The organism is Streptomyces sp. WG7, from assembly GCF_049975785.1.
GTDB lineage: Bacteria > Actinomycetota > Actinomycetes > Streptomycetales > Streptomycetaceae > Streptomyces.
This window is the reverse complement of sequence record NZ_JBNGGE010000085.1, coordinates 1-15,664: the sequence shown is the minus strand read 5'-3', so window position 1 is coordinate 15,664 and position 15,664 is coordinate 1. Positions and strand designations below refer to the sequence as shown.

At 75.8% G+C, this 15,664-nt stretch carries 2 protein-coding genes; both read left to right on the top strand.

Going from position 1 to position 15,664, the window contains the following annotated elements:
• On the top strand, nucleotides 1-8,380 hold an 8,380-nt coding region (locus tag ACP4J0_RS37640; RefSeq protein ID WP_426603807.1), incomplete at its 5' end, for an SDR family NAD(P)-dependent oxidoreductase.
• A 106-nt stretch (nucleotides 8,381-8,486) separates the two neighbouring features.
• The coding region (locus ACP4J0_RS37635) for a type I polyketide synthase (protein WP_426603805.1) at nucleotides 8,487-15,664 on the top strand (7,178 nt) is incomplete at its 3' end.

Genomic DNA, 15,664 nt, shown 5'->3' with positions numbered 1-15,664 from the left:
CGGCCCCGACGGAGTCCTCTCCGCCATGGCCCAGGAGTGCCTGACCGCCGAAGGCGCCGCCTTCGCCCCGGTCCTGCACTCCTCGCGTCCCGAGGCCGAGACCGTCACCACCGCGCTCGCCCACGCCCACACCCGGGGCATCGCGGTCGACTGGGAGGCGTACTTCGCCGGGACCGGCGCGCGCCGTGTCGACCTGCCCACCTACGCCTTCCAGCGGCAGCGCTACTGGCCGGGCCTGCCCTCCCTCTACCTGGGCGACGTCGAGGCGATCGGCCTCGACGACACCGCGCACCCGCTGCTGAGCGCCGGGGTCGCCCTGCCGGAGTCCGACGGGATGGTGTTCGCCGGACGGCTGGCCCTGTCCACCCACCCCTGGCTGGCCGACCACGCCATCCTCGGCAGCGTCCTGCTGCCCGGTACGGCCTTCGTGGAGCTCGCGATCCGTGCCGGCGACCAGCTCGACTGCGACTACCTCGAGGAACTGACCCTCGAAGCGCCCATGGTGCTGCCGGAGAGCGGCGGCGTCCAACTGCGGCTGTGGGTCGGCGCCCCCGACGGGGCCGGACGCCGTCCGCTCGCCCTGCACTCGCGCCCCGAGGGTGCCGCCGCGGAGGAGCCGTGGACGCGGCACGCCGCCGGTGTGCTCTGCGAGGGGGGCCGGCCGCCGGCCGACGCCGGCCTCGCCGAGTGGCCCCCGGCCGGTGCCCGCCCGCTGGAGCTGGACGGCCGGTACGACGGCCTCGCCGCCATCGGATTCGCCTACGGCCCCACCTTCCGCGGCCTGCGGGCCGCCTGGCAGCGCGACCGGGAGATCTTCGCCGACGTACGGCTGCCCGAGGGCGTCGAGGAGGAGGCCCGCCGCTTCGGTCTGCATCCGGCCCTGCTGGACGCGGCACTGCACGCCGTCGGCCTCGGCGGCATCGGCGCCGACGACGGCCAGGGGCGCCTGCCGTTCGCCTGGAGCGGGGTGTCCCTGCACGCGGGCGGCGCCTCCGCCCTGCGCGTACGCCTCACCCCGGCCGGCGCCGAGGGCGTCCGGCTGGAGATCGCGGACGCCTCCGGCGCGCCCGTGGCGGCCGTCGAGTCCCTGGGCCTGCGCCCCGTGACCGCCGACCAGCTGGCGGCGCGGCTCGCCTACCACGAGTCCGTCTTCCGTCCGCACTGGACCGAACTGCCGGGTCCGACCGCCTCCGTGGACGGTTCCCCGGTCCGCTTCGCCGCCCTCGGCGACGAGGCCCGCGCCCTGCTCGCCGGTACGGACGCCGACTCCCACCCCGACCTCGCGGCGCTGCTCGCGTCCGTCGACGCCGGGGCGGCCGTCCCCGACGAGGTCGTCGCCGTCATCGCCGCCCACCCGGGGACCGTTCCCGCGCCGGTCGTCCACCAGGCCGCGCACGAGGCCCTCGAACTCGCCCAGAGCTGGCTCGCGGACGACAGGCTCGCCGCCTCCCGCCTCGTCGTCGTGACCCGGGGCGCCGTGGCCGCCGGCACGACCGGCGCAACGGAAGGCGTGGACGACCTGGCCGCGGCGGCCGTGTGGGGCCTGCTGCGCTCCGCGCAGACCGAGAACCCGGGCCGGATCGCCCTCGTCGACATTGACGGCCACGCCCGCACGACCCAGGCCCTGCGGGCGGCCCTCACCAGCGACGAGGAGCAGTTCGCCGTGCGCGGCGGCACGGTACTCGTGCCGCGCCTGGCACGCGTCGAGAACCGTACGACCGCCCAGGACGACGACGCCCGCGACCGCGGTCCCGCCTTCGGCCCCGACGGCACGGTGCTCGTCACCGGCGCCACCGGCGCGCTCGGCGGCCTCGTCGCCCGGCACCTGGCCGGCCGGTACGGGGTGCGGCGGCTGCTGCTCGTCGGCAGGCGCGGCGCCGAGGCGCCCGGCGCCGCCGCGCTCGTCGCGGACCTCGCCGCATCCGGTGCGGAGGCGACCTGGGCGGCCTGCGACGTCGCCGACCGGGACGCGCTCGCCGCTGTCCTCGCCGGCATCCCCGGCGAGCACCCGCTGACCGGCGTCGTGCACACCGCCGGCGTCCTCGACGACGGCGTCGTGTCCTCACTGACCCCGCAGCGGCTCTCCGCCGTCCTGCGCCCGAAGGCCGACGCCGCCCTCAACCTCCACGAGCTCACCCAGGGCGCGGACCTGACCGCGTTCGTGCTCTTCTCGTCCACCTCCGGGCTCTTCGGCGGCCCGGGGCAGGCCAACTACGCCGCCGCCAACGCCTTCCTCGACGCGCTCGCCCAGCACCGCCGTGCCCGCGGACTGCCCGCGACCTCGGCGGCCTGGGGGCTGTGGGACGTCGCCGACGGCATGGCCGGGTCCCTCGACGCCACCGACGTCAACCGGATGCGCCGCGCCGGGCTGCCGCCGCTGACGGCCGCCGACGGCCTGGACCTGTTCGACACCGCACTGACCCTGCCCGACCCGTCCGTCGCCCTCATGCGGGTGGACGCCGAGGCGCTGCGCGCCCTGGCGGCGGCCGGAACCCTGGCGCCGCTGCTGCGCGGCCTCGTCCGCGGCGTCGCCCGGCGCACCGTCGACGCCTCCGCCGCCACGGGGGCGGCACAGTCCGAACTGCGGGCGCGGCTCTCCGGGCTTCCCCCGGCCGAGCGGGACCGCGCCGTGCTCGACCTCGTCCGCACCGAGGTCGCCGCGACGCTGGGACACGCGGGCACCGCGTCCGTCGAGCCGGACCGCGCCTTCAAGGAACTGGGCTTCGACTCGCTGACCGCCGTCGAGTTCCGCAACCGGCTGGCCGCCGCGACCGCGCTGCGCCTGCCCGCGACGCTCATCTTCGACTACCCCGACCCCACCGTCCTCGCCCGCCATCTGCGCGTCGAACTGACCGGCGACACGCCCGCGGCGGCCGAGGCCGCCCCGGTCCTCGCGGCCGCCGACGACGAGCCGATCGCGATCGTGGCGATGAGCTGCCGCTACCCCGGGGGCGTCCGCACCCCCGAGGACCTGTGGGAGCTCCTGACGGCCGGAGCGGACGGCATCACGCCCCTGCCGCAGAACCGCGGCTGGGACACCGAGGCGCTGTACGACCCCGACCCCGGGAGCCGGGGCACGAGCTACGCCCGCGGCGGCGGCTTCCTCCACGACGCGGCCGAGTTCGACGCCCACTTCTTCGGCATCTCGCCGCGCGAGGCGCTGGCCATGGACCCGCAGCAGCGCCTGCTCCTGGAGACCACCTGGGAGGTCTTCGAGCGGGCCGGGATCGCGCCGTCCTCCGTGCGCGGCAGCCGCACCGGCGTCTTCGCCGGCGTGATGTACCACGACTACGGCGCGCGCCTGCACGCCGTGCCGGAGGGCGTCGAGGGCTACCTCGGCACCGGCAGTTCCAGCAGCGTCGTGTCGGGACGCGTCTCGTACACCTTCGGCCTTGAGGGGCCGGCGGTCACGGTCGACACCGCGTGCTCCTCCTCCCTGGTCGCCCTCCACCTGGCGGCGCAGGCCCTGCGGCGCGGCGAATGCTCGCTGGCCCTGGCGGGCGGCGTGACCGTGATGTTCACGCCGGGCACGTTCATCGAGTTCAGCCGCCAGCGCGGTCTGGCGGCCGACGGCCGCTGCAAGTCGTTCGCTGCTGCCGCCGACGGCACCGGCTGGGGGGAGGGCGCGGGCATGCTCCTGCTGGAGCGGCTCTCCGACGCCCGCCGCAACGGGCACCCGGTGCTCGCGGTCGTGCGCGGCTCGGCCGTCAACCAGGACGGCGCCAGCAACGGCCTGACCGCGCCCAACGGGCCCTCGCAGCAGCGCGTGATCCGCGCCGCCCTCGCGGGCGCCGGTGTCGCCGCGAAGGACGTCGACGTCGTGGAGGCGCACGGCACCGGCACCACGCTCGGCGACCCCATCGAGGCGCAGGCCCTTCTCGCCACGTACGGGCAGGAGCACACGCCCGAACAGCCTCTGCTGCTCGGGTCGGTGAAGTCCAACCTCGGTCACACGCAGGCCGCCGCGGGTGTCGCCGGCGTCATCAAGACGGTGCTGGCGATGCGGCACGGCGTCGTGCCGAAGACCCTCCACGTCGACGAGCCCACCCCGCACGTCGACTGGTCGTCCGGCGCGGTCTCCCTGCTCACCGAGCAGACGGCCTGGCCCGGGACCGGCCGCGCGCGGCGGGCCGGCGTCTCCTCGTTCGGCATCAGCGGCACCAACGCGCACGTCATCATCGAACAGGCCCCCGAGCCCGAGCCCCGGGCCGGGCAGGAGTCCGGCTCCACGCCGGAAGCGGGGCCGAACCTCCTCCCCGTCGTCGTGTCGGCGCGGGGCGAGGAGGCGCTGCGCGCACAGGCCCGCCGTCTGCACACGCAGCTGCGCGACGAACCCGCCGTCCGCCCGGACGACATCGCCTTCTCGCTGGCCACGACCCGCTCCGCCCTCGAACAGCGCGCCGCGGTCGTCGCCGCGGACCGCGACGGCCTCCTGCGCGGCCTGGACGCCCTCGCCCGAGGGGAGGACACCACAGGACTGCTGCGCGGCACCGCCCGCACCGGCGGCACGGCCTTCCTCTTCACCGGCCAGGGCAGCCAGCGCCCCGGCATGGGCAGCGAGCTGTACGCGGCACACCCGGTGTTCGCGGCAGCCCTGGACGAAGTCTGCGGCGAACTCGACCGGCACCTCGACCGCCCGCTCAAGGACGTCGTGTTCGCCGCCGACGCGGATCCGCTCGACCGCACCGGCTGGACCCAGCCAGCGCTCTTCGCCGTCGAGGTCGCGCTGTTCCGCCTCCTCGAATCACTCGGCCTGAAGCCGGACTTCGTCGCCGGGCACTCCGTCGGCGAGATCACCGCCGCCCACGTCGCGGGCGTTCTGTCCCTCCAGGACGCCGCCGAACTGGTCGCCGCCCGAGGCCGGTTGATGCAGGCGCTGCCCGCCGGGGGCGTGATGATCGCGCTGCAGGCCTCGGAGGACGAGGTCCTGTCACTGCTGACCGACCGGGTGGGCATCGCCGCCGTCAACGGACCGCAGTCGGTGGTCGTCTCCGGCGACGAGGGCGCGGCGGTCGCGATCGCGGAGTCCTTCGCGGACCGCAAGTCCAAGCGGCTGACGGTCAGTCACGCGTTCCACTCCCCGCACATGGACGCCATGCTGGCGGACTTCCGCAAGCTTGCCGAGGGCCTGGTCTACGCCGCCCCGCGCATCCCCGTCGTCTCGAACCTCACTGGTGCCGTGGTCACCGACGAGATGGGCTCCGCGGACTTCTGGGTGCGGCACGTCCGCGAGGCCGTCCGCTTCCTCGACGGCGTCCGCGCCCTGGAGGCCGCGGGCGTCACCACCTACGTCGAACTCGGCCCGGACGGCGTGCTGTCCGCCCTGGCACAGGACTGCGTCACCGCTGCCGACGCGGTCTTCGCCCCTGTCCTGCGCCACGGCCGGCCCGAGGCCGAGACCCTCGTCACGGCCGTCGCCCGCGCCCACGTCCACGGCGCCGCCGTCGACTGGGAGGCGTACTTCGCGGGCACCGGCGCCCGGCGCGTCGCCCTCCCCACCTACGCCTTCCAGCGCAAGCGCTACTGGCTCGACGTGGGCCTCGGCGCCGAGGACGTCCTGGCCGCCGGACTCGGCACCGCCGACCACCCGCTGCTCGGTGCCGCCGTCGAACTGCCCGCGTCCGGCGGCCTCGTCCTCACCGGGCGCCTGGCCCTGGCCACCCACCCGTGGCTGGCCGAGCACACGGTCATGGACACCGTCCTGCTGCCCGGCTCGGCCTTCGTGGAACTCGCCCTGCGCGCCGGGAGCGAGTGCGGCTGCGGCACGCTGGAGGAACTCACCGTCGAGGCGCCGCTCGTCCTCCCCGAGCAGGGCGCCGTCCAGCTCCAAGTGGCGGTGGAGGCACCCGACGACGCGGGCCGGCGCAGCCTGACCCTCTACGCCCGGCGGGCCGACACCGCCCCCGACACGCCCTGGACCCGGCACGCCGTCGGCATCCTCGCGCCCACCACGGCCGCCGCGGACGCGCCCGACCTGGCGGCGTGGCCGCCGCCCGGCGCGGAGCCCGTCCCCACCGAGGCGTTCTACCCGGCCGCTGCCGCCGCCGGGCTCGGCTACGGCCCGGCGTTCCAGGGCCTGCGGGCCGCCTGGCGGCGCAGCGACGAGACGTTCGCGGAGATCGCCCTCGCCGAGGAGCACACCGCCGACGCCGCCGAGTACGGCATCCACCCCGCGCTGCTCGACGCGGCCCTGCACGCCATCGGCCTGCGGGCGCCCGCCGGCGGCGCCACGGAAGGCGCCCGGCTGCCCTTCGCATGGACCGGTGTCCGGCTGCACGCGGCGGCCGCCGCCGCCGTCCGCGTCCGCCTGACCTCCGCCGAGTCGGGGGGAGTCGCCCTGGACCTGGCGGACACGACCGGCGCGCCGGTCGCCTCCGTCGAGTCCCTCGTCCTGCGGCCCGTCACCGCGGGGCAGATCGGCGAGGATCGGGCCGCCCACCACGAGTCACTGTTCGGTGTCGAGTGGGCCAGGCTGCCCCTCCCGGCCGCCGCCATCCCCTCCGGTGAGCGGTGGGCCGCACTCGGCGACGGCGCCGCCGCCCCGCGCGTCGGCGGCGAGCCCCTGGAGACCCACCCCGGACTCCCCGCGCTGCGCGCCGCGCTCGCCGCGGGCGCCCCGGCACCGGACGTCGTCCTCGTACCGCTCCCCACCGCCACGGACGACGAGCAGGCGGCCGGCGCTCGCACGGCGGCCCACCACGCCCTCGCCCTGGTCAAGGAATGGCTCGCCGAGGAACTGCTGGACGACGCACGGCTCGTCCTCGTCACGCGCGGCGCGGTCGCGGCCGCCGACGGCGAACACGTCACCGACCTCGCCCACGCACCGGTCTGGGGTCTGGTGCGCTCCGCGCAGTCCGAGAACCCCGGGCGCTTCGTGCTCGTCGACACCGACGGCACCGACGCGTCGCTGGCGGCCCTGCCCGCCGCACTCGCCACCGATGAACCCCAGTTCGCCCTGCGGGCGGGCGAGGCCCACGCGTTCCGGCTGCGCCGCATCGCACGGGACGGCGCCGAGACCGGGGCTCCCGCCTTCGACGCCGGGGGGACGGTGCTGGTCACCGGGGCCACGGGTACGTTGGGCGGGCTGGTGGCACGGCATCTCGTGGCGGAGCGCGGTGTGCGGCGTCTGCTGCTGCTGAGCCGGCGCGGCGCTGACGCGCCCGGTGCCGCGGAACTGACCGCAGACCTGGTCGCGTCGGGTGCCTCGGTGACCTGGGCGGCGTGCGACGCCGCCGACCGCGAAGCCCTCAGCGCCGTCCTGGCGGCCGTCCCCGCCGAGAATCCGCTGACCGCCGTCGTCCACACCGCCGGAGTCCTCGACGACGGCATCATCGACTCCCTCACCCCGCAGCGCCTCGACACCGTCCTGCGCCCCAAGGCCGACGCCGCCTGGAACCTGCACGAGCTGACCGAGGGCGGCGCGGTGACCGCCTTCGTCCTCTTCTCGTCCGTCGCCGGCTCCTTCGGCGCGCCCGGCCAGGGCAACTACGCCGCCGCCAACGCCTTCCTGGACGCCCTCGCCCAGCACCGGCGCGCCCGCGGCCTGCCCGCCACCTCGCTCGCCTGGGGCCTGTGGGCCACCGAAGGCGGCATGGCGGGCGCCCTGGAGGACACCGACCTCAGCAGGATGGCCCGCTCCGGCGTCCTCGGACTCGCACCAGCCGAAGGACTGTCCCTCTTCGACACCTCCGGCACCCTCGACGACGCCGTCCTCGTGCCGATGCGCGTCGACCTGGCGTCGTTGCGCGCCCAGGCCGACGGCACGCTGCCGCCGCTGCTGCGCTCCCTGGTCCGCACCCCGGCCCGCCGCGCCGCCGGCACCCGCAGCCCCGGCGGGACCGGTCCCGGCGCCGGTGCCACGGACTCGCTGGAGGCCCGCCTCGCCGGGCTCACCGCGGACGAACGCGACCAACTGCTCACGGACCTGGTCCGCACCCAGGTCGCCGCGGTCCTCGGCCACGGCGGCGCGGACGACGTGGACGCCGCCCGGGGCTTCCTCGACCTGGGCTTCGACTCCCTCACGGCGGTCGACCTGCGCAACCGGCTCACCGCGCACTCGGGGCTCCGGCTGCCGGTCACCCTCATCTTCGACTACCCGTCGCCCGCCGCCCTCGCCCGCTACCTCGGCGAGCGGCTCGGCCACGGCGACCCGGCACCCCGGCCCGTCCACGCGGAACTCGACCGGCTCGAGGCGGTTCTCGCCGCGGTCGGCCCCGACGACGTCGAACGCGCCGGCATCACGTCCCGGCTGCGAGACCTTCTGGCGAAGTGGAACGGAACGCACAGTGCACAGGACAGCGCCGCCGAGGAGCGGCAGATCCAGTCCGCCACCGCCGAGGAGATCTTCGGCCTCCTCGACGACGAACTGGGGCTGTCCTGAACCGCCCCGCGCCGGCCGGCTCCCCGACACGACCCGGCCCGGCCCGCGGCCTCCGATCCACCGGCTCCGCGCGAGCCTTCCGACTTCGATCCCGGGGATGGCGTAAATGGTGAACGAGGAGAAGTACCTCGATTACCTCAAGCGGGCGACCACCGACCTCCGCGAGGCGCGGCGGCGGCTGCGCGAGATGGAGGAGAAGGACCAGGAGCCCATCGCCATCGTCGCGATGAGCTGCCGCTACCCCGGCGGGGTCGCCACCCCCGAGCAGCTGTGGGAGCTCGTCGCCCACGGCGGCGACGCGGTCTCCCCGTACCCCACCGACCGCGGCTGGGACACCGACGTCCTCTTCGACCCCGACCCCGACAGCGGGATCGACGCCTACGAGAAGGCCGGCGGGTTCCTCCACGACGCGGCCGAGTTCGACCCCGGCTTCTTCGGGATCTCGCCGCGCGAGGCGCTGGCCATGGACCCGCAGCAGCGGCTGCTGCTGGAGATCTCGTGGGAAGCGCTCGAACGGGCCGGGATCGACCCGGCCTCACTGCGCGGCAGCCGCACCGGCGTCTTCGCCGGACTCATGTATCACGACTACGCCGCCCGGCTGTTCAGCGTCCCCGAGGAGATCGAGGGCTTCCTCGGCAACGGCAGCTCCGGCAGCATCGCCTCCGGACGCGTCGCCTACACCCTCGGCTTCGAGGGTCCGGCCGTCACCGTCGACACCGCGTGCTCCTCCTCGCTGGTCGCCCTCCACCTCGCGGCCCAGGCGCTGCGCGGCGGCGAGTGCACCCTCGCCCTCGCGGGCGGCGTCACCGTGATGTCGACGCCGGGCACCTTCACCGAGTTCAGCCGCCAGCGCGGTCTGGCCGGCGACGGCCGCTGCAAGTCGTTCGCTGCTGCCGCCGACGGCACCGGCTGGGGCGAGGGCGCGGGCATGCTCCTGCTGGAGCGGCTCTCCGACGCCCGCCGCAACGGCCACCCGGTCCTTGCGGTCGTGCGCGGCTCGGCCGTCAACCAGGACGGTGCCAGCAGCGGCCTGACCGCGCCCAACGGCCCGTCACAGCAGCGCGTCATCCGCGCCGCCCTCGCCGGCGCGCGCCTCTCCGCAGGCCAGATCGACGTCGTCGAGGCGCACGGCACCGGCACCACGCTCGGCGACCCCATCGAGGCGCAGGCACTGCTCGCCACCTACGGGCAGGAGCACTCCGAGGACCGGCCGCTGTGGCTCGGCTCCGTCAAGTCCAACATCGGGCACACCCAGGCCGCCGCCGGCGTCGCGGGCGTCATCAAGATGGTCATGGCGATGCGCCACGGGATGCTCCCGCGCACGCTGCACGTCGACGCGCCGACGCCCAACGTCGACTGGACCGAGGGCGCGGTCTCGCTGCTCACCGAGTCCGTCGCGTGGCCCGACACCGGTCACCCGCGCCGGGCCGGCGTCTCCTCGTTCGGCATCAGCGGCACCAACGCCCACACCATCATCGAGCAGGCCCCCGAGCCCGCCGAAGCGGAACAGGAGGGGGAACCGCCGGCCGCGGCCCCGACTCCCGTCCCCCCGCTGTGGAACCTCTCCGCCAAGACGTCGGCGGCCCTGCGCGCCCAGGCGGCCGGACTGCGCGACCACCTGACCGCCCACCCCGGTCTCCGGGCGGAGGACGTCGCCTACTCCCTGGCCACCGGACGCTCCGACTTCGAGCACCGAGCCGTCCTCACCGCCGGCGCCCCGGCCGGTCTCCGCGACGCACTGGCCTCCCTCGCGGACACGGGGGCCGACGAAGCGGCGGCGACCGTCCCGGGCGCCACACGCGGACGCCCGGTCGCGGGCAAGACGGCGTTCCTGTTCACGGGACAGGGCAGCCAGCGCCTCGGCACGGGGCGGGAGTTGTACCGGACGTATCCGGTCTTCGCGCGGGCGCTGGACGCGGTCGGTGAACGGCTCCCGCTCGAAGTGCCCCTGCGGGACGTGCTGTTCGGGCCGGATGCCGAACTGCTGGACCGCACGGAGTACGCGCAGCCGGCATTGTTCGCCGTCGAGACGGCGCTGTTCCGGCTGCTGGAGTCGTGGGGCGTGAAGCCGGACTTCGTCTCCGGCCACTCCGTCGGGGAGATCACCGCCGCGCACGTGGCGGGCGTCCTGTCGCTGGACGACGCCTGTGCGCTTGTCACGGCCCGCGGCCGGCTGATGCAGGCGCTGCCGGGCGGCGGCGTGATGATCGCGCTGCAGGCGGCGGAGGACGAAGTCCTGCCGATGCTCACCGACCGGGTGAGCATCGCCGCCGTCAACGGCCCGCAGTCGGTCGTCGTCGCCGGCGACGAGGACGCGGCGCTGGAGATCGCCGCGCGGTTCGCGGGCCGAAAGTCCAAGCGGCTGACGGTCAGTCACGCGTTTCACTCGCCGCACATGGACGGGATGCTGGAGGCGTTCCGCGCGACGGTGGCGGGGCTGTCGTTCGAGTCGCCCCGCATTCCGGTGGTCTCCAACCTGACCGGCGACGTCGTCACCGGCGAGATGGCCTCGGCGGACTTCTGGGTGCGGCACGTCCGCGAGCCCGTCCGCTTCCTCGACGGCGTCCGCACCCTCGCCGGGCGCAACGTCGCGCACTTCGTGGAACTGGGCCCGGACGCGGTGCTGTCCGCCATGGCCCAGGAGGGCCCGGTCGGCGAGACGGCCGCGTTCGTCGCCCTGCTCCGCACCGGCCGCCCCGAGACGGAGACCGTCACGGCCGCCCTCGCCCGGCTCCACGTCCGCGGCGTGCCCGTCGCCTGGGACGCCTACTACGCGGGCAGCGGTGCCCGGCGCGTCGACCTTCCCACCTACGCCTTCCAGCGCGAGGCGTACTGGCTCGACGCCGGCCGCCCCGCGGGGGACGTCTCGGCCGCCGGACTCGGCGCCGCCGACCACCCGCTGCTCGGCGCCGCGGTCGCGCTCGCCGGCCTCGACGGCTTCCTCTGCACCGGCCGGCTCTCCCTGGACACCCATCCCTGGCTGGCCGACCACGCCGTCCACGGCACCGTCCTGCTGCCCGGCACTGCGTTCGTGGAACTCGCGATCCGCGCCGGCGACCAGGTCGGCTGCGACCTGCTGGACGAACTCACCCTGCACGCGCCGCTGGTCCTGCCGGAGGACGGCGCCGTCCAGGTCCAGGTGTGGGTCGGGGCGCCGGACGCCACGGGCCGCCGCACCCTCGGCGTGCACTCCCGGCCCGAACCGGCCGGGGACACCTCGCAGGACGCGGCCCATGACGCGCCGTGGACACTGAACGCCGACGGCGTCCTCGCCGCCGGCGCCCCCGGCCCCGGCTTCGCCCCCCAGGTCTGGCCGCCGGTGGGCACCACTGTCGTGCCCGTGACCGACCTGTACGCGGGCCTCGCCGAAGCGGGCCTGGAGTACGGGCCCGCCTTCCAAGGCGTGCGCGCCGTCTGGCGCGCCGCCGATGGGACGACCTACGCCGAACTCGCCCTCGCCGACGAACAACGCGCCGACGCGGCGCGCTTCGGCCTGCACCCCGCCCTGCTCGACGCGGCCCTGCACACCATCGGCCTCACCGGGCTCGTCGAGGACACCGCCGGCGGCCGGCTGCCGTTCTCCTGGAACGGCGTCGCCCTGCACGCCGTGGGCGGCTCCGTGCTGCGCGCACGGCTGACGGCGTCCGGCCCCGAGGCCGTGGCACTGGCGCTCGCCGACGAGGACGGCCGGCCCGTCGCCGACGTCGCCTCGCTCACCCTCCGCCCGGTCTCCGCCGGACAGATCGCCACCGGACACGGCGGCCACCGCGACGCCCTGTTCGCCGTGGACTGGATCCCCTGCGAGCTGCCCCGTACGGAGGCGCCCGCCGCCGCGGACTGGGCCGTGCTCACCGCCCCCGCCGCGTCCCAGGAGTTCCCAGGCGGCGGCCGGGACCTGCCCGGCACCCGGCACGCCTCCACGGCCGCACTGATCGAGGCCTGCGAGGCGGGCGCCCCCGTACCCGGCACCGTCCTGGTCCCGTACGCCACCCCGGCCACGCTCACCGCCGAGGCCGTCCACGAGGCCGCGCACCGCACGCTCGCCCTGCTCCAGTCCTGGCCGGCGGAGGACCGCTTCGCCGGCACCCGCCTCGTCCTGCTCACCGAAGGCGCGCTCGCCGCTCGCGACGACGACCGCGTCCCCGACCCGGTCCACGCCGCCGTCTGGGGTCTGGTGCGCTCCGCGCAGTCCGAGAACCCCGGGCGCTTCGTGCTCGTCGACACCGACGGCACCGACGCGTCGCTGGCGGCCCTGCCCGCCGCGCTCGCCACCGGCGAACCCCAACTCGCCCTGCGCGAAGGCATCGCGCACGCCGCCCGCCTCACCCGGGTTGCCGTGCCCTCCGACGCGGCGGCTCCCGCCTTCGACGCCGGGGGGACGGTGCTGGTCACCGGGGCCACGGGTACGTTGGGCGGTCTGGTGGCCCGGCATCTCGTGGCGGAGCGCGGTGTGCGGCATCTGCTGCTGCTGAGCCGGCGCGGCGCTGACGCGCCCGGTGCCGCGGAACTGACCGCAGACCTGGTCGCGTCGGGTGCCTCGGTGGTGTGGGCGGCGTGCGACGCCGCCGACCGCGAGGCGCTAGCGCAGGTACTGACGGCCGTCTCCGTCGAGTATCCGCTGACCGGCGTCGTCCACACCGCCGGAGTCCTCGACGACGGCATCATCGACTCCCTCACCCCGCAGCGGCTCTCCGCCGTCCTGCGCCCCAAGGCCGACGCCGCCCTCAACCTGCACGAACTCACCCGGGACCTCGACCTCGCCGCCTTCGTCCTCTTCTCCTCGGCGGCCGGGGTCCTCGGCGCGCCCGGCCAGGGCAACTACGCCGCCGCCAACGCCTTCCTGGACGCCCTCGCCCAGCACCGCCGCGCCCGCGGCCTGCCCGCCACCTCACTCGCCTGGGGCCTGTGGGAGGACACCGACGGCATGGCGGGCCGCCTCGACCAGGCCGACCTGAACCGCATGAAGCGCGGCGGCGTTCAGGGCCTCGCGGCCGCCGAGGGCCTCGCGCTCCTCGACCTCGCCGACGCCCTCGGCGCCGCCGGCCGTGCCGGAGGCGCCGGCGACGGCGGTTCCCCCCGCGGCCTGCTGGTGCCCATGCGGCTGAGCCTGCCCCGCGGCGCGCGCGGCACCGACGTCGCACCCCTGCTGCGCGGCCTCGTCCGCGGCCCCGGCAGGCGCCTCGCCACCAGTGCCGGGGACCGTGCCGCAGCGGGCGGATCCGCCGGTACCGCCCTGGAGCAGCGCCTCGTCGCGCTCGATCCGGCCGAGAGGGAGCGGCTGCTCCTCGGCCTCGTCCGCGGCCACGTGGCGGATGTCCTCGGCCACGGCTCCCCGGACGCCATCGAGCCCGAACACGCCTTCAGCGAGCTGGGCTTCGACTCCCTCACCGCCGTCGAACTGCGCAACCGGCTCGGCGCCTCGGTCGGCAGACGGCTGCCCGCCACCCTGATCTTCGACTACCCCACCTCCCTCGCCCTCACCCGGCACCTGCTCCTCGAGTTGGCCGGGACGGACACGGCCACGCGCTCGGTCCTCGCCCATGGAGCCGTCACCGAGGGCGCCCTCGCGGACGACCCGATCGCCATCGTCGCGATGAGCTGCCGCTTCCCCGGCGGCGTCACCACGCCGGAACAGCTGTGGCAGCTCCTGAAGAACGGCGACGACGCCGTCTCCGGCTTCCCCGACGACCGGGGCTGGGACCTCGACGCCCTCTACGACCCCGACCCGGACCACCCGGGCACCTCGTACACCCGGCACGGCGGCTTCCTCCACGACGTCGCCGCGTTCGACCCCGCCTTCTTCGGCATCAGCCCGCGCGACGCCGTCGGCACCGACCCCCAGCAGCGGCTCCTTCTGGAGACCACCTGGGAGGCGTTCGAGCGGGCGGGCATCGACCCGGCGACCGTGCGCGGCAGCCGTACGGGTGTCTTCGCGGGCGTGATGTACCACGACTACGCCACGCTCCTCGAACGAAGCGCCGACGGCTCCCTCGGCTCCGGCAGCACCGGCAGCATCGCCTCGGGCCGCGTCTCCTACACCTTCGGCCTCGAAGGACCCGCCGTCACCATCGACACGGCGTGCTCGTCCTCGCTCGTCGCCCTGCACCTGGCCGTCCAGGCGCTGCGCAACGGCGAATGCGACATGGCGCTGGCCGGCGGCGTCACCGTCATGGCCACCCCCGGCACCTTCGTCGGCTTCAGCCGTCAGCGCGGCCTGTCCGCCGACGGCCGCTGCCGCGCCTTCTCCGCCGACGCCGACGGCACCGGCTGGGCCGAGGGCGCGGGCATGCTGCTGGTGGAGCGGCTGTCGGACGCACGCGCCAAGGGCCACCCGGTCCTGGCGGTGGTGCGCGGCTCGGCCGTCAACCAGGACGGTGCGAGCAACGGCATGACGGCGCCCAACGGCCCGTCGCAGCAGCGGGTCATCCGCGCCGCACTGGCCGGCGCGGGCCTGAGCGCGGCGGACGTGGACGCGGTCGAGGCCCACGGCACGGGCACGACGCTGGGCGACCCGATCGAGGCGCAGGCGCTGCTGGCGACGTACGGCCAGGAGCGCGGCGGCGACCAGCCGCTGTGGCTGGGCTCGGTCAAGTCCAACTTCGGCCACACACAGGCCGCGGCCGGTGTCGCCGGCGTCATCAAGATGGTCATGGCGATGCGGCACGGCGTGCTGCCGCGCACCCTCCACGCCGACCGGCCCTCGGCACACGTGGACTGGTCGGCGGGCGCGGTGTCCCTGCTGACCGAGACGGTGCCGTGGCCCGAGACCGGCCGCCCGCGCCGGGCCGGGGTCTCGTCGTTCGGCATCAGCGGCACCAACGCTCACACGATCATCGAGCAGGCCCCTGCCGGCCCTGGCACCCCTGCCGCCCCTGCTGTCCCTGAGCCTTCTGTCCTGCCGGGACCTGTGCCCGTGCGGCTGTCCGGCCGCACCGCCGATGCCCTGTCCGCCCAGGCCCGTACCCTGCGCGCACACCTTGCCGCCAACCCCGGCACCTCCCTGCCCGACCTCGCGTACTCCCTGGCCACCGGCCGGGCCGCCTTCGACCACCGCGCCGTCGTCGTCGCTTCGGACGAGACGTCGCTCGCCGCCGCGCTCGACGGCCTTGCCGACGGGCGCCCCGCTCCCGGGCTCACGGCCGGCACGGTCAGCAAGGGCGGCCGCACCGCGTTCCTGTTCACGGGGCAGGGGAGTCAGCGGCTGGGGATGGGGCGTGAGTTGTACGGCGCTTATCCGGTGTTCGCCGAGGCCCTGGATGCGGTGGGTGAGCGGCTTGGGCTGGG